This window comes from Mesorhizobium sp. P171375 (assembly GCF_057786075.1).
In genome coordinates this window covers 1,697,255-1,712,061 of the sequence record NZ_JBYNWF010000001.1, presented here as the reverse complement: position 1 = coordinate 1,712,061, position 14,807 = coordinate 1,697,255, and the positions used below count along the sequence as shown (strand labels likewise).

15 protein-coding genes are annotated in these 14,807 nt (G+C 63.7%); 10 read left to right on the top strand and 5 right to left on the bottom strand.

Annotated features, from left to right (window positions below; translation table 11 throughout):
• Positions 1 to 8 precede the first annotated feature (8 nt).
• From recF to ACYHH6_RS08295, 5 genes are read left to right on the top strand one after another with little or no spacing between them, the layout of a single operon-like run.
• The gene (gene recF / locus ACYHH6_RS08315) at positions 9 to 1,154 is read left to right on the top strand and encodes a DNA replication/repair protein RecF (RefSeq protein ID WP_352587203.1); all 1,146 of its coding nucleotides are present in this window, start codon (positions 9 to 11) and stop codon (positions 1,152 to 1,154) included.
• 31 nt (positions 1,155 to 1,185) lie between these two features.
• Positions 1,186 to 1,941, top strand: a complete 756-nt coding sequence (locus ACYHH6_RS08310; protein ID WP_352587200.1) for a molybdopterin-synthase adenylyltransferase MoeB — start codon at positions 1,186 to 1,188, stop codon at positions 1,939 to 1,941.
• A gap of 4 nt (positions 1,942 to 1,945) precedes the next feature.
• Entirely contained in the window at positions 1,946 to 2,434 is a 489-nt protein-coding gene (locus tag ACYHH6_RS08305; RefSeq protein WP_112560541.1) for a GNAT family N-acetyltransferase, read from the top strand.
• Positions 2,431 to 3,684 (top strand): aconitase X, encoded by a 1,254-nt coding sequence (locus ACYHH6_RS08300; RefSeq protein WP_352587195.1) that lies wholly within the window; start codon positions 2,431 to 2,433, stop codon positions 3,682 to 3,684. Before ACYHH6_RS08305 ends, ACYHH6_RS08300 begins: the two co-directional genes overlap by 4 nt.
• The gene (locus tag ACYHH6_RS08295) at positions 3,681 to 4,094 is read left to right on the top strand and encodes an aconitase X swivel domain-containing protein (protein WP_352587192.1); all 414 of its coding nucleotides are present in this window, start codon (positions 3,681 to 3,683) and stop codon (positions 4,092 to 4,094) included. Before ACYHH6_RS08300 ends, ACYHH6_RS08295 begins: the two co-directional genes overlap by 4 nt.
• A gap of 12 nt (positions 4,095 to 4,106) precedes the next feature.
• Here ACYHH6_RS08295 and ACYHH6_RS08290 read toward each other — a convergent pair whose 3' ends face one another.
• The gene (locus ACYHH6_RS08290) at positions 4,107 to 5,108 is read right to left on the bottom strand and encodes a 2-hydroxyacid dehydrogenase (RefSeq protein WP_352587189.1); all 1,002 of its coding nucleotides are present in this window, start codon (positions 5,106 to 5,108) and stop codon (positions 4,107 to 4,109) included.
• A 157-nt stretch (positions 5,109 to 5,265) separates the two neighbouring features.
• Between ACYHH6_RS08290 and ACYHH6_RS08285 the strand changes: the two genes are divergently transcribed.
• The gene (locus ACYHH6_RS08285) at positions 5,266 to 5,823 is read left to right on the top strand and encodes an SH3 domain-containing protein (RefSeq protein WP_192249999.1); all 558 of its coding nucleotides are present in this window, start codon (positions 5,266 to 5,268) and stop codon (positions 5,821 to 5,823) included.
• An 18-nt stretch (positions 5,824 to 5,841) separates the two neighbouring features.
• On the opposite strand, the gene ACYHH6_RS08280 is transcribed toward ACYHH6_RS08285, so the two are convergent.
• On the bottom strand, positions 5,842 to 6,201 hold the full coding sequence (locus ACYHH6_RS08280; RefSeq protein ID WP_352587186.1) for a DUF4260 domain-containing protein: 360 nt from the start codon (positions 6,199 to 6,201) through the stop codon (positions 5,842 to 5,844).
• An 11-nt stretch (positions 6,202 to 6,212) separates the two neighbouring features.
• Complete coding sequence (gene irrA, locus ACYHH6_RS08275; RefSeq protein WP_352587183.1) at positions 6,213 to 6,644, bottom strand: iron response transcriptional regulator IrrA; 432 nt, start codon at positions 6,642 to 6,644, stop codon at positions 6,213 to 6,215.
• A 241-nt stretch (positions 6,645 to 6,885) separates the two neighbouring features.
• On the opposite strand from irrA, the gene fabA reads away from it, so the two are divergent.
• From fabA to ACYHH6_RS08255, 4 genes are all read left to right on the top strand, one after another.
• On the top strand, positions 6,886 to 7,401 hold the full coding sequence (gene fabA / locus ACYHH6_RS08270) for a 3-hydroxyacyl-[acyl-carrier-protein] dehydratase FabA (protein ID WP_023669566.1): 516 nt from the start codon (positions 6,886 to 6,888) through the stop codon (positions 7,399 to 7,401).
• A 124-nt stretch (positions 7,402 to 7,525) separates the two neighbouring features.
• On the top strand, positions 7,526 to 8,746 hold the full coding sequence (fabB, locus tag ACYHH6_RS08265) for a beta-ketoacyl-ACP synthase I (RefSeq protein ID WP_192249991.1): 1,221 nt from the start codon (positions 7,526 to 7,528) through the stop codon (positions 8,744 to 8,746).
• Between the two features lie 31 nt (positions 8,747 to 8,777).
• Entirely contained in the window at positions 8,778 to 9,590 is an 813-nt protein-coding gene (fabI, locus tag ACYHH6_RS08260) for an enoyl-ACP reductase FabI (RefSeq protein ID WP_112566379.1), read from the top strand.
• A gap of 283 nt (positions 9,591 to 9,873) precedes the next feature.
• Entirely contained in the window at positions 9,874 to 11,427 is a 1,554-nt protein-coding gene (locus ACYHH6_RS08255) for a putative bifunctional diguanylate cyclase/phosphodiesterase (RefSeq protein WP_352587180.1), read from the top strand.
• Between the two features lie 40 nt (positions 11,428 to 11,467).
• On the opposite strand, the gene ACYHH6_RS08250 is transcribed toward ACYHH6_RS08255, so the two are convergent.
• Together ACYHH6_RS08250 and pnp are read right to left on the bottom strand one after the other, a co-directional pair.
• Positions 11,468 to 12,481: a class I SAM-dependent methyltransferase gene (locus ACYHH6_RS08250; protein WP_352587177.1), complete on the bottom strand. Its 1,014-nt coding sequence runs from the start codon at positions 12,479 to 12,481 to the stop codon at positions 11,468 to 11,470.
• A gap of 90 nt (positions 12,482 to 12,571) precedes the next feature.
• Complete coding sequence (gene pnp, locus ACYHH6_RS08245) at positions 12,572 to 14,719, bottom strand: polyribonucleotide nucleotidyltransferase (protein ID WP_112566388.1); 2,148 nt, start codon at positions 14,717 to 14,719, stop codon at positions 12,572 to 12,574.
• Between the last annotated feature and the right edge of the window lie 88 nt (positions 14,720 to 14,807).

The following is a 14,807-nucleotide window of genomic DNA, read 5'->3' as shown; positions in this document are numbered from 1 at the left end:
GATAGCGGTTGCCCCAGCAAAGCCATATAAGTAAGCTTACACTTACTAACTTCCGCAACTATGCGGCGTTGTCGATCGACCTTTCCCCGGGCGCCGTGGTGTTTTCCGGCGACAACGGCGCTGGCAAGACCAATCTGCTGGAAGCCATCTCCCTGTTGACGCGGGGCCGCGGCCTGCGCCGCGCGCCCTATGCCGACGTGGCCCGCGAGGGCGGCGATGGCGGCTTTGCGCTGCATGCAAGGCTCGACGGACCGGAGGGCCAGGTCGAGATCGGCACCGGAATCACCGGGGGCGAAGCCGCCGGCGAAGGCGGCCGCAAGGTGCGCATCAATGGCGCGCCGGCGCGTTCGGCCGATGCCATGCTCGAATGGCTGCGCGTCGTCTGGCTTACGCCGGCCATGGACGGCCTGTTCCCGGGACCTGCCGCCGACCGCCGCCGCTTTCTCGACCGGATGGTGCTGGCGATCGATCCCGGCCACGGCCAGCGCGCGCTCGACTATGAGAAGGCGATGCGCGGGCGTAACCGATTGCTTACGGAAGGCTCGCGCGACAGCGCCTGGTTCGATGCCATCGAGATGCAGATGGCCGAGACCGGCGTGGCGATTGCCGCGGCGCGCGCCGAACTGGTGCGCCTGCTCGCCGCCATGATCGACAGGCTGCCCAGCAGCGGGCCGTTTCCGCAGGCCGACATCGGCCTGTTCGGCGACCTGGAAAGCGATGTGGCCTCTTCGCCAGCGGTCGACGTCGAGGAACGCTATCGCGCCGCCCTCGCCGAAGGCCGCGAGCGCGACCGCGCTGCCGGACGCACACTGGACGGCCCGCACCGTTCGGATCTTCTCGTGCGCCACCGCCCCAAGGCGATGCCGGCCGAACTCTGCTCGACCGGCGAGCAGAAGGCGTTGCTGGTCGGCATCGTGCTGTCGCATGCGAGGCTGACCGGCGAGATGTCGGGGATGACGCCGATCCTGCTGCTCGACGAGATCGCCGCCCATCTCGACGCCGGCCGGCGCGCCGCACTGTTCTCGATCCTGGAAGAGCTGAACTGCCAGGCCTTCATGACCGGAACCGACGCCTCGCTGTTTTCCAGCCTTAGAGGACGCGCGCAATTCCTCACGGTCGACCACGGCACGATTGGGCCAACCGAAGCCCCCTGACAAGATTTTCCTCTCACTATATGGTCCGGCAATGACCCCTGCCGCCCTCACCGACGACGAGCTTGAACGTTACGCCCGCCACATCGTGCTGCCTGAGATCGGCGGCGCCGGCCAGCAGAGGCTGAAGCGGGCCCGGGTGCTGGTCATCGGCGCCGGCGGGCTCGGCGCGCCGGTGCTGGAGTATCTTGCTGCCGCCGGCGTCGGCACGCTCGGTATTGTCGACGACGACATCGTCTCGCTGTCCAATTTGCAGCGGCAGGTGATCCATGCCACCGACGCGGTCGGCACCGCAAAGACCGGGAGCGCCAAGGCGGCGATCGCCCGTATCAATCCCCATGTCGCTGTCGAACAGCACGAATTCAGGCTGACGGCCGAGAACGCCGCTGCCCTCATTGCGCGCTACGACATCGTCGTCGACGGCTCCGACAATTTCGAGACGCGCTATGTCGTGGCCGATGCCTGCGCGGCGGAAAAGCGGCCGCTGGTGCACGCCGCCGTCGGCCGCTTCGACGGCTCGGTGACGGTGCTGATGCCGTTCGACACCGGCGCCGACGGCAAACCTAACCCAAGTTATCGCGACCTCTTTCCCGAAGCGCCGCCGGAAGGGCTGGTACCGTCATGCGCCGTGGCCGGCGTTGTCGGCGCGCTGACCGGCGTCATCGGCACGCTGCAGGCGATGGAAGCGATCAAGCTGATCACCGGCATCGGCGAGCCGCTGGTCGGCCGGCTGCTGCTCTACGATGCGCTGTCGGCGCGCTTCGATACGATCCGCTACAAGAGAAGCTGATCGTATGGATCGGTCCATCGGCGTTTTGGTCACGCAGCTTGCCCCCGGCTTCGAGTGCTGGGACGAACTACTTGGCCTGATCATGCGAGCCTTTGCGCCGATGGACGGCGTCATCGACCCACCTTCCTCGGCCCATCTGCTGAGCACTGAAAGCCTCCGGGACAAGGCCGGCCAGGAGACGGTGTTCCTGGCGCTGCAGGATGGCAGGATCGCCGGTTGCGTTTTCGCGCTGGAGAGGTCCGCCGATTTCTATGTCGGCAAGCTCGCCGTCGAAGCTGAATTTCAGGGGCAAGGCATCGGCAGGCGGCTGATGCAGGCTGTCGAGGATTTTGCCCGCGGCCGTAACAAGCCAGCCATCGAACTTCAGACACGGATCGAACTTACGGCAAATCACGCGACCTTTGCCCGTCTCGGCTTTCACGAAATCGCGCGCACCGCGCATCAGGGCTATGACCGGCCGACTTCCATCACCATGCGCAAGGAGCTCAAGTGAGCCTCGCCCTCAGCGCGCAGGAGCAGGCGATCGCCGCCGGCCATGACGGGACTGCGATGGCAATGCGCATCGTTGCCGAAAGTGCTGCGCTGCTCGGCGCGCCGCGGCTGATCCCGATCGCCTCGGCGCATATAGACGGCGCGCTCTATCACGGCGATTCCGGCACGCTGTTTGCCGAAAGGCTGGTCGAGGGCGGCGCGCGCGTTGCCGTGCGCTCGACGCTCAATGTCGGCGCACTCGATTTGATGGGCTGCTCGCGCGTGCGCCTCGAAGAGCCGGCGCGCGGCATGGCGCGGCGGATGATGGAGGCCTACCGCAAGCTGGGCTGCGAGCAGAGCTGGACCTGCGCGCCCTATCAGGCCGGCCACAGGCCAGCCCAGGGCACTGACGTCGCCTGGGGTGAATCCAACGCCGTGGTCTTCTGCAATTCGGTGCTCGGCGCGCGCACCAACCGTTATGGCGACTTCCTCGACATCGCCTGCGCCATATCGGGCCGGGCGCCGGATTACGGCCTGCATCGCGTCGAGAACCGGCAGGCGCGGCTGGTGTTCGATGTTTCAGGCCTCTCCGCCTCGTTCCTCGGTTCGGAGATCGTCTGGCCGGTGCTGGGCAGCCTCTATGGCCGCGAGGTGGGCAATGCCGTCGGCGTCGTCACCGGCGTATCCCACCATCCCGGCGAGGACGCGCTGAAAGCCTTCGGCGCGGCGGCGGCATCGTCAGGCGCAGTCGGTCTCTTCCACATTGCCGGCGTCACGCCTGAGGCACCCGACGTCGAGACCATCCTGGCCGGAGGCAGGCCGGAAACGGTGATCCGCGTCACGCCGGACATGGCCACGAAGGCCCGCGCCGGCCTGTCCACCGCACTCACGCAAACCGCCATCGATGCGGTGGCGATCGGCAGTCCGCATCTGTCTTCGGCCGAATTCGATGCGCTGGAACGGTTGATCGGCGGGCGGCGGCTTAGCGTGCCGATTTACGCCTGCATCGGCCGCCATGTGCTCACGACGCTCGAACGGAACGGCCAGCGCAAGACGCTCGAGGCAAGCGGCGTCGTCATCGTTGCCGGCACCTGCGTGGTGGTGACACCGATCCTGCCGGCGCTGGTCGGCGGCGTGCTGATGACCAATTCGGGAAAGTTCGCGCAATACGCGCCGGGCAATACCGGTTACGCCGTGCTTTATGGCTCGCTGGCCGACTGCGTCGAAAGCGCCGTCATCGGTAAGCCGCACTTTACGGATATTGCCGCATGAGCGCCTTGGCCGAAATCCTGGTGCCGGGTCGAGCCGGCGAAGGCGAGGCGCTGGTGCTGACCGCGCCGATCAGCTTCTGGGGCGGCGTCGATCCGCAGAGCGGCCGCATCGCCGATGTCCGCCACCCGCAGCATGGCGAGACTATTGCCGGCCGCGTGCTGTTCCTACCCGGTACGATCGGTTCGTCCTCCGCCTCCGCCGTGCTGATGGAACTCGTCCACAACGGCCATGCGCCGGCGGCGCTCGTGCTGCACGAATCGGACGCGATCCTGCTGCTCGGGTTGATTGTTGGCAGGGAAATGGGCTGGCGGACGCCGGTGGCGCTCAGGCTGGAGCGCGGTGCGTTCGCGGCCTACCGTGGAAGGCGGGTGAGCGTCGCTGACGACGGCGCTCTTACAACCGCCATCTGAACGCCGTCGACTTCAGGTCCTGAGCGGCAGCACGCGGTCCGGCGGACGGTGGCCGTCGAAGAAGGCGCGTATGTTGATGATCACCCTCTCGCCCATGTCGATGCGGCCTTCGAGCGTCGCCGAGCCCATATGCGGCAACAGCACCACCTTGTTCTTGGCGGCGAGCTTCAGCAGCTTCGAGTTTAGCGCCGGCTCGTGCTCGTAGACGTCGAGGCCGGCGCCGGCGATCTTGCCGTCCTGGATCAGCTTGACCAGAGACTCCTCATCGATGATGTCGCCGCGCGCGGTGTTTACGATGTAAGCGGTGGGTTGCAGCAGCGCCAGCCGCCGCGCTGACAGCAAATGAAAGGTGGCTGGCGTCGACGGGCAATTGACCGAGATGATGTCCATGCGGGCAAGCATCTGGTCGAGGCTTTCCCAATAGGTCGCCTCCAGTCCTTCCTCGACCGCTGGCAGCACGCGATGGCGGTTGTGGTAGTGGATCGACAGGCCGAAGGCCTTGGCGCGCCTGGCGACCGCGGTTCCGATGCGGCCCATGCCGACAATGCCGAGGCGCTTGCCCCAGATGCGCCGCCCGAGCATCCAGGTCGGCGACCAGCCCGCCCATTTCTTGTCGCTGGTCAGGACATTGGCGCCTTCCGCCAGCCGCCGCGGCACCGCCAGCATCAGCGCCATGGTCATATCGGCGGTGTCTTCGGTCAGCACGTTCGGCGTGTTGGTGACGGTGATGCCTTTCTTGGCTGCCGCCTCCACGTCGATCTTGTCGACACCATTGCCGAAATTGGCGATCAGCTTGAGATTGTCGCCGGCCTGGGCGATCAGCACCGCATCGATCTGGTCGGTTATGGTCGGCACCAGCACGTCCGCTTCCTTGACCGCCGCAACCAGCTCCGGCTGCGTCATCGGCCTGTCCTCGACATTCAGCCTGGCGTCGAAGAGTTCGCGCATGCGGGTCTCGACCGGATCAGGGAGCTTGCGCGTGATGACGACGAGGGGCCGTTTTTTGCCTGCCATTGTTTCCTCGAACCCGATCTCGTTGAGACCTCTTTAACCAAGACAGGCGAAACTGAATGCCGGTCGCGGTGCCTGCCACTCCTGTAACAAGCGGTGCCGCCGAAGACAAAGAAAAAGGGGCGCCATGGCCAAAGGGCGGGCGCCGAAAGGAACGAAAGTGTCTGGTTTCGCGTCGCTTCGCCTGGTCCTCAGCGCAGCGCTTCTCGGCGCTCTCCTGCATTCCCCGCAAGCCGCGGCGCAAGGTGCTGCCGCACCTGCGCAGACGGTGACGCTTGGGCCGAGCGGCCTGCCGTTGCCGCGTTTCGTCAGCCTGAAATCAGCCCGCGTCAACTCGCGCGTCGGCCCGGGCGCAAACTATTCCGTCGACTGGATGTATACAAAGGCCGGGCTGCCTATGGAAATCATCCAGGAATTCGATACGTGGCGACGCGTGCGCGATGCCGACGGTTCGGAGGGCTGGATCAACCAGTCGCTGCTGTCGGGCCGCCGCACGGCGATCGTCGCCCCCTGGCAGCGCAGCAAGGGTGGCCGAATCAATCTTCTCGACGATGCGGACAAGGACGCCAGCGTCATCGCCATCATCGAGCCGGGCGTGACGGGCACGATCAAAACCTGCGATGGCCAGTGGTGCGAAATGACCTTCGACGGCCACACCGGCTGGATCGCCCAGTCGCAGGTCTGGGGCGCCTATCCCGGCGAACACGTCAAGAACTGAGATTGCTGGAAAGGCCGGCTAGCGGCCGATGCGGCCGAGATGGGTGTCCTGGAAGCCGCTCGACAGCTTGAGGCCATAGCCGAGAGCACGGTCGACCGCGATGTGGATAATCCAGATCAGCCCGATTGCCGTCGCCATCGAATTGGCCAGGACGTATCCGGCGAGCGCCAGGAAAAGCGGGGCAATCAGGATATGCAAAGCATTGTAAGCGACGGCGCCAACGCGCGGCCCGGCGAGATAGCCCAGCATCGACAGGTCAGGCGCCAGGATGAGCAGGGCAAACAGCCACCAGGAAGTACCCGACAGCGCGTAAAGGACGATGCCCACCACTGCGACGGCGGCCCATTCGAGCCGGATCACCAGATCGACAGGTTTCATTGATGTGCTATTCAGGCGCCGCGCTGCGGGCGCAGCCGCACCACGATGTCGACATTGGCGATCTCCATGCCCGCGGGTGGCTCCGGCAGGTTGGAGACGGTCACCGGACCGCTTTCGATGTCGAAGATCCTGTTTTCGCCTTCGATGTAGAAATGATGGTGATCGGAGGTGTTGGTGTCGAAATAGGTCTTCGACCCCTCGACTGCGAGGATGCGCAGCAGGCCGGCCTGGGTGAACTGGTGAAGGGCGTTGTAGACGGTGGCAAGCGAGACCGGCACGCCGGCGGCGATCGCCTCCTCATGCAGTTCCTCGGCCGAAAGGTGGCGGTCGCCTTTGGCAAAAAGCAGATCGGCCAGCGCAATGCGCTGGCGCGTCGGCCTTAGGCCGGCTTCGCGAACCCGCTTGTCCACAGCGACATTTTCCTTCCGGCAGCCCAGATCCATCTATTCGTCCAAGCCCACAGTTCCGCCTCAAGACACCCCCAGAGTGGCGAAAAAACGTCATCGACCGAAACTGGACACCTCTCGACATATATTCTGTTGGCCGAATGCGATCAATAGCGCGCATTGACCCGGGCAGACGGGCGGGTTAAGCGCAAACGCCGGTTTCCGGCTCGAAATGGATTGTGTTAGGAAACCAACGACAAGGGCGCCCACCGCCCGGACTATTATGGGGACGAGATTGATGGCGGGTTCGAAATCCAGCTACGGTTATGAGGAATTGCTGGCCTGTGCCCGCGGCGAGCTGTTCGGGCCCGGCAACGCCCAGTTGCCCTACCCGCCGATGCTGATGTTCGACCGCATCACCGAGATCAGCGAGACCGGCGGCGCCCACGACAAGGGCTTCATCCGCGCCGAATTCGACATCAAGCCGGACCTGTGGTTCTTCGCCTGCCATTTCATCGGCAATCCGATCATGCCGGGGTGCCTCGGCCTCGACGCCATGTGGCAATTGACGGGGTTCTACCTCGGCTGGCTCGGCGAACCGGGCAAGGGCATGGCGCTGTCGACCGGCGAAGTGAAATTCAAGGGCATGGTGACGCCATCGGTCAAGAAGGTCGAATACGGCATTGATTTCAAGCGCGTCATGCGCGGGCGCCTGGTGCTCGGCATCGCCGATGGCTGGCTTAAGGCCGACGGCGAACCCATATACGCGGCGACAGACCTCAAGGTGGGGCTGTCCAAGCAATCGGCCGCCTGACCGGCGCCACTGCAGCAGGGCGTTTCCCGGAACGCGCAATGACGCTGCAGCATTTTGATTTTGCGTATGATCGCCGGCCAAAACCGGCTACGGTTTCGGGATCATCCGCTGGAAGGAGTTGCGAATGAGAAGGGTCGTCGTCACAGGCCTCGGCATCGTATCGTCGATCGGCAACAATGCCAACGAGGTGCAATCCTCGCTCTACGATGCCAAATCCGGCATCAGCTTCTCCGATTCTTTCGCCGAACACGGCTTCCGCTGCCAGGTCTGGGGCGCGCCGACGCTCGACCCGTCGGCCATGATCGACCGGCGCGCCATGCGCTTCCTGAGCCAGGGTGCAGCCTGGAACCATGTCGCCATGGACCAGGCCATCGCCGACGCCGGCCTTGGCGAAAGCGACATCACCAATGAGCGCACCGGCATCGTCATGGGATCGGGCGGTCCGTCCACCCGCACCATCGTCGAGGCGGCCGAGATCACGCTCAAGAACAACAGCCCCAAGCGCATCGGTCCTTTCGCGGTGCCGAAGGCGATGTCGTCAACCGCATCGGCGACGCTCGCCACCTGGTTCAAGATCCACGGTGTCAATTATTCGATCTCGTCGGCGTGCTCGACCTCCGCGCATTGCATCGGCAATGCCTACGAGCTGATCCAATGGGGCAAGCAGGATGTGATGTTTGCCGGCGGCCATGAAGACCTCGACTGGACGATGTCGGACCTGTTCGACGCCATGGGCGCGATGTCGTCGAAGTATAACGACAAGGCGTCAACGGCGTCCCGCGCGTACGACGCCAATCGCGACGGTTTCGTCATCGCCGGCGGCGCGGGCGTCCTCATCCTGGAGGAACTCGAACACGCCAAGGCGCGGGGCGCCAAGATCTATGCCGAGATCGTCGGCTACGGCGCGACGTCGGATGGCTATGACATGGTGGCGCCGTCCGGCGAAGGCGCGGTGCGCTGCATGCGCCAGGCGCTGGCGACGGTGTCTACGCCGGTCGACTACATCAACACCCACGGCACCTCGACGCCGGTCGGCGATTCCCGGGAAATGGCCGCCATCCGCGAGGTGTTCGGCGACAAGATGCCGTTCATCACCTCGACCAAGTCGCTGACCGGCCATTCGCTGGGCGCCGCCGGTGTGCAGGAATCGATCTACTCGATCCTGATGATGCAAGGCGGCTTCATCGGCGAAAGCGCCCATATCGAAAACCTCGATCCGGAATTCGAGGGCATGCCGATCGTGCGCAAGCGTATCGACGACGCCAGGATCGACACGGTTTTGTCCAATTCGTTCGGTTTCGGTGGCACCAACGCAACGCTCGTTTTCCAGCGCTATTCCGCATAAGGCCAGCGCTTTTATATAAGGATTGCCGGCCATGGACGGACTGATGAAGGGCAAGCGCGGGCTTGTCATGGGCGTCGCCAACGATCATTCGATCGCCTGGGGCATCGCCAAGAAATTGTCCGAACACGGGGCGGAGCTCGCCTTCACCTATCAGGGCGATGCCTTCGGACGCCGCGTCAAGCCGCTCGCCGAGAAGCTCGGGGCGTCGCTGGTCGTGCCCTGCGACGTCGAGGATAGCGCATCAGTCGCGGCCACCTTCGAGACGCTCGGCAAGGAATGGGGCGGGCTCGACTTCGTCGTCCATGCCATCGGCTTTTCCGACAAGAACGAACTCAAGGGGCTCTACGCCGACACCAGCCGCGACAATTTCGTCCGCACCATGGTGATCTCCTGCTATTCCTTTACCGAGATCGCCAGGCATGCCGCCGCTCTGATGAGCGATGGCGGCGCGATGATCACTCTGACCTATGCCGGCTCCGTCCGCGTCATGCCGAACTACAACGTCATGGGCGTCGCCAAGGCCGGGCTCGAGGCCAGCGTGCGCTATCTCGCCAATGATTACGGCCCGCGCGGCATCAGGGTGAACGGCATATCGGCGGGGCCGGTACGTACGCTGGCCGGCGCAGGGATTTCGGACGCGCGGCACATGTATTCCTACCAGCAGCGCAACTCGCCGCTGCGCCGCACGGTGACCATCGATGAGGTCGGCGGCTCGGCGCTCTATCTTTTGTCCGACCTCTCGTCAGGCGTGACCGGCGAGATCCATTATGTCGATTCCGGCTATCACATCGTGTCCATGCCGACGCTGGATGAATTGAAGCAGACCGACAGCGGACGCGATTAGAGCCTGTTCCATCCCGATGAAATCGGGGCTCTATCTCTTTTGGTTAAGCATGATCTCCGGACAAACGGCTCCCGTTTGTCCGAGAAAAGCTGAGACCACCTTTCGCAATCATGCTCCAGTTCTTCCAGTAAAATTAGATGCATTGGTAGAAACTCATTTTAAGGAGATACCCGCTATAAGTCCTATGGCTAGGCACTGCGCGTGCTTTAGGATTTGTGAATTCGCGTGTGATCTTTCCGGAAAGTCGAGTTGATTTTTGGGATCATGCAACAGGGACTGAGTAATGCCTGCTGTCAGCAACCCGAAGCGAACACCTGTGTTCCGGCTGCTCACCGTCGCCGCCTCGGGCCTTGGCAGCTTCGTTCTCGGACTCTGGGGTCTCCGGTTCGGTTTCGGTGACGGCTTTGCCGGCATGCAGGCGGGAACCATGGTCGGCATCGCATCGGCTTTGTGCGCGCTGGCCGCCGCCGGTGCTGCACTCTCGTTCTTTGCCGGCGTCGATGAATCGGTGGACTACGTCTTCAACGAAACCCAGTTCGACAAGCTGACCGGGCTTTTGGCGCGGCCGGCCATGGTCGGCAAGATTGCCGACGCGGCGTCGGCGACGATCAAGACCGGCGAGCCTGTGTTCCTCATCGACATCGACATCGACCGCTTCAAGCAGATCAACGACGCGATCGGCTACAGCGATGGCGACGAACTGATCCGCGCCTTCACCAAGCGACTGAGGGCTTGCATGCCTGAAGGCACGGTGATGGGGCGCATCGGCGCCGGCGAGTTCGCCATCCTCGTCTCGGAACATGAGATGCAGGGATCGATGGAAGCCACTGTCGAAACCCTGATCGAGGAGATGCTGAAGCCCTACCAGCTTGATTCCCACCTGCAATCGGTCGGCCTGTCGGTGGGTATCGTGGCGATGCCGAAGGACGGCGTCGATCCGGTCCTCGTCCTGCGCCGCTCCAACCTGGCGCTGCAGAATGCGCGCGCCGGCGGAGTGGGCAACTGGGCGGTCTTCCATTCCGACATGGGCCAGGTAGCCGATTACCGCCATTGGATCGAATCCGAGCTGCACATTGCCTTCGACCGCGGCGATTTCGACCTCCACTACCAGCCGCAGCTCGACCTGCCGAGCGGCCGCATCGTCGGCTACGAGGCGCTGATCCGCTGGAAACATCCTGAACGGGGCATGATCCCGCCGATGGAGTTCATTCCGATCGCCGAAGAGACCGGCATGATCCACCCGATCGGCAATTGGGTGCTGCACAAGGCCTGCAGCGATGCCCGCCATTTGCCCGAGGACTGCTTTGTTGCCGTCAACATCTCGCCGGTCCAGTTCATGACCAAGGATTTCGTCGGTATCGTGCGCGACACGATGGCCAGCACAGGCATCAAGCCGTCACGGCTGGAGCTCGAACTGACCGAGACGGCGATGATGCAGGACCGCGACCGCGCAGCCATCATCCTGCAGCAGCTTGCCGACATGGGCATTTCGGTGGCCGTCGACGATTTCGGCACCGGCTATTCCAACCTGAGCTATTTGATCGACTTCGCCTTCGGCAAGCTGAAGATCGACCGCTCCTTCATCAGCCGCATGGACACCGATTCCAATTCGGGCGCCGTCGTCTCGACAATCGTCGGCCTGTCACGGGCGCTTGGCGTCGGCATTATCGCCGAAGGCGTCGAGACGGAGAACCAGGCGACGCTCTTGCGAGCAGCCGGCTGCGAGATGGTGCAAGGCTATCTGTTCGGCAGGCCGGCGCCGCTCAAGATCAAGCCCGGCGAGATCAGAGCGACCATTCCCGTCCACGAGCCCGCGCGCATCGTCAGCATGCATTGAGACGGTTCTGTCCCGCGCACGGTCTCCTTGGGACCATGTTCTAGCGGCGAGCGGAAAAAACCTTGAACATGCCGTCGCGGGCGAGTTCGGAATGGCTGGAGAAGACAGCCTTCAGAACCGGTTCGTAAGGCAGCTGCCGGTTTGCTACCATGAACAGCCGCCCGCCCGGCTTCAACGCCTTGCCTGCAGCCTGGATCATGCCGGCGCCGATTTCCGGCTCGGCCGCCCGGCTGCGATGGAAGGGCGGATTCATGACAATGGCGTCATAGCGCCGCTCGACCGGCTCGCTCAGCAGATCGATCCAGAAGAAGCCCGGCTCGAGGGTGGTCACGCCGATATTGCCCTTTGCCGCCTCAAGCGCGTCGAAATCCGCCTCGTAGAGGTCGAGCCCGGTTATGCCGGGTGAACTTGCCGCAATCTCGGCAGCGACATAGCCCCAGCCCGCGCAGAAATCGGCGATGTTGCCACGCAGGTCTTTGGGCAGGTTGTCGACCAGAAGCTTTGAGCCGGCGTCGATGCGATCGAAGGAAAACATGCCGGGCGCGGTGCGGAAGCGGCCATCGATCAGCGCGACAGGGTTGGCGGCCCGGAGTTTTTCCGCGACCGCCAGATCGACAGGACGGCGAAGCCAGAAGGCAATGCCGTGATGTTTCGGCAGATGGTCTTCGAGCGGCACAAGCTCGTCGATGCGCTTGCGCAGACTGTCGATGCCGTCTTCCTTGCCGCCGGCGACAACGATCAGCCCGCCCGGTGCAACGCGTTCGATCGCCTCGGCTATGCGCATCTCGTTCTGGCCGCGATGGCGGCCGACGAGGACGAGCGCTGCATCGAATGCATCGCCTTCCGGACGCGGCGTCACCGTGTTGCCAGCACGCTCCAGCGCGCGGAAATGCGGCCGGAAGCCCTGCACGAGGTGAAGCGCCGCCTCAAAACCTCCCGGCAGGCGGAAGCCGGGCTCGGCGCCGAGGAACAGCACACGTTCGCCCTTTTGCGGCAGAGGCAGCGCCTCGGCCTCGAAGGGATGGAACAGTGTCTTCAGCGGCTCAGCGGCCATTCTTCGATCTCATGCCTGAAACAAACCGGGTCTTAAACGAAAACGGGCGCGACCTATGCCGCGCCCGTTTCAATTTCACTATCAGACCGCTCAGGCGGCGTTTTCTTCGCCTTCGGCCTTCTTGTCGCGGACGATTTCCTTGCCGGTGGCCTGGTCGACGACCTTCATCGACAGGCGGACCTTGCCGCGCTCGTCGAAGCCCATCAGCTTGACCCAGACCTTGTCGCCTTCCTTGACGACGTCCGAGGTCTTGGCGACCCGGTCGTTGGCAAGCTGCGAAATGTGGACGAGGCCGTCACGCGGGCCGAAGAAGTTGACGAAAGCGCCGAAGTCGGCGGTCTTGACGACCGTGCCTTCGTAGATCTCGCCGACTTCCGGCTCGGCGACGATGGTGTGGATCCACTTCTTGGCCGCCTCGATCTCCTTGGCGTTCGACGAAGCGATCTTGACCGTGCCGTCATCCTCGATGTTGATCTTGGCGCCAGTCTTCTCGACGATCTCGCGGATGACCTTGCCGCCGGAGCCGATGACATCGCGGATCTTGTCGGTCGGGATGTGCATGACCTCGATGCGCGGTGCGAACTCACCGAGTTCCGGGCGGGCGCCGGTCAGAGCATGCGCCATCTCGCCGAGGATATGCTGGCGGCCATCCTTGGCCTGGTCCAGCGCGATCTTCATGATCTCCTCGGTGATGCCCTCGATCTTGATGTCCATCTGCAGCGAGGTGATACCGTTGGCGGTACCGGCGACCTTGAAGTCCATGTCGCCGAGGTGATCTTCGTCACCCAGGATGTCGGACAGAACCGCGAAGCGCTCGCCTTCCTTGATCAGGCCCATGGCGATACCGGCGACGGGCTTGGCCAGCGGCACGCCGGCATCCATCAGCGCCAGCGAGGTGCCGCAAACGGTCGCCATCGACGACGAGCCGTTGGACTCGGTGATCTCCGAGACGACGCGCAGCGTGTAGGGGAACTGGTCAGCGGAGGGCAGCATCGGACGGATGGCGCGCCAGGCGAGCTTGCCGTGGCCGATTTCGCGGCGGCCCGGCGAACCCATGCGGCCGGTCTCACCGACGGAGTAGGGAGGGAAGTTGTAGTGAAGGAGGAACTTCTCCTTGTACATGCCGGTCAGCGAATCGACATACTGCTCGTCCTCGCCGGTGCCGAGCGTGGCAACGACCAGCGCCTGGGTCTCGCCGCGGGTAAACAGCGCCGAACCGTGGGTGCGCGGCAAAACGCCGACTTCGGAGACGATCTTGCGGACGGTCTTGAGATCACGGCCGTCGATGCGCGAGCCGGTGTCGAGGATGTTCCAGCGCACGACCTTGGCCTGAAGTTCCTTGAACACCGAGCCGATCTGCTCGGAGGTGTACTTGGCGTCTTCGCCTTCGGCGGGGGCAAACGCTGCCTTGACCTTGGCCTTGACGGCGTCGACGGCGGCGTAGCGCTTCTGCTTGTCGACGTTCTTGTAGGCATTGCTGAGCTCGTCGCCGACGATCTTCAACATCTCGGCTTCAAGAGCGGAATAATCCGGCGCGGTGAAATCGCGCGGCTCCTTGGCGGCAACTTCGGCCAGCTTGATGATGGCGTCGATCACCGGCTGGAAGCCCTTGTGGCCGAACATGACGGCGCCGAGCATCAGCTCTTCGCCAAGTTCCTTGGCTTCGGACTCGACCATCAGAACGGCGTCGGCGGTGCCGGCGACAACGAGGTCGAGCTTGGATTCCTGCATCTCGTCGACATGCGGGTTGAGCACATATTCGCCGTTGATGTAGCCGACGCGGGCGCCGCCGACCGGGCCCATGAAGGGGACGCCCGAGAGCGTCAGAGCGGCCGAGGTGGCAACGATCGACAGGATGTCCGGATCGTTTTCGAGGTCATGCTGGACGACGGTGACGACGATCTGGGTGTCGTTCTTGTAGCCGTCGGCGAAGAGCGGGCGGATCGGGCGGTCGATGAGACGGGAAACCAGCGTTTCCTTTTCGCTCGGACGGCCTTCGCGCTTGAAGTAGCCGCCCGGGATCTTGCCGGCGGCGTAGGTCTTTTCCTGGTAGTTGACGGTCAGCGGGAAGAAATCGAGACCCGGCTTCGGCTCCTTCATCGAAACGACGGTGGCGAGAACCTTGGTTTCGCCGTAGGTCGCGAGCACCGCGCCGTCAGCCTGACGCGCGATCTTGCCGGTTTCCAGGATGAGCGGACGGCCGCCCCATTCGATTTCCACTTTGTGGTGATTGAACATGTCTTGTCCTTAATAAGCGGAAAGGGCCGCGCCGTTTCACGGTGCGCGGATGCCCTTTCCCTGGCTTCCTTTCTCGGGCAGCCACGGG

Bases quoted from the DNA above. Each gene is read 5' to 3' on its own strand.
- ACYHH6_RS08310 (WP_352587200.1), top strand. From the start codon at position 1,186: ATGACCCCTGCCGCCCTCACCGACGACGAGCTTGAACGTTACGCCCGC.
- ACYHH6_RS08305 (WP_112560541.1), top strand. From the start codon at position 1,946: ATGGATCGGTCCATCGGCGTTTTGGTCACGCAGCTTGCCCCCGGCTTC.
- ACYHH6_RS08295 (WP_352587192.1), top strand. From the start codon at position 3,681: ATGAGCGCCTTGGCCGAAATCCTGGTGCCGGGTCGAGCCGGCGAAGGC.
- ACYHH6_RS08290 (WP_352587189.1), bottom strand. From the start codon at position 5,108: ATGGCAGGCAAAAAACGGCCCCTCGTCGTCATCACGCGCAAGCTCCCT.
- ACYHH6_RS08280 (WP_352587186.1), bottom strand. From the start codon at position 6,201: ATGAAACCTGTCGATCTGGTGATCCGGCTCGAATGGGCCGCCGTCGCA.
- irrA (WP_352587183.1), bottom strand. From the start codon at position 6,644: ATGGATCTGGGCTGCCGGAAGGAAAATGTCGCTGTGGACAAGCGGGTT.
- fabA (WP_023669566.1), top strand. From the start codon at position 6,886: ATGGCGGGTTCGAAATCCAGCTACGGTTATGAGGAATTGCTGGCCTGT.
- fabB (WP_192249991.1), top strand. From the start codon at position 7,526: ATGAGAAGGGTCGTCGTCACAGGCCTCGGCATCGTATCGTCGATCGGC.
- fabI (WP_112566379.1), top strand. From the start codon at position 8,778: ATGGACGGACTGATGAAGGGCAAGCGCGGGCTTGTCATGGGCGTCGCC.
- ACYHH6_RS08255 (WP_352587180.1), top strand. From the start codon at position 9,874: ATGCCTGCTGTCAGCAACCCGAAGCGAACACCTGTGTTCCGGCTGCTC.
- ACYHH6_RS08250 (WP_352587177.1), bottom strand. From the start codon at position 12,481: ATGGCCGCTGAGCCGCTGAAGACACTGTTCCATCCCTTCGAGGCCGAG.
- pnp (WP_112566388.1), bottom strand. From the start codon at position 14,719: ATGTTCAATCACCACAAAGTGGAAATCGAATGGGGCGGCCGTCCGCTC.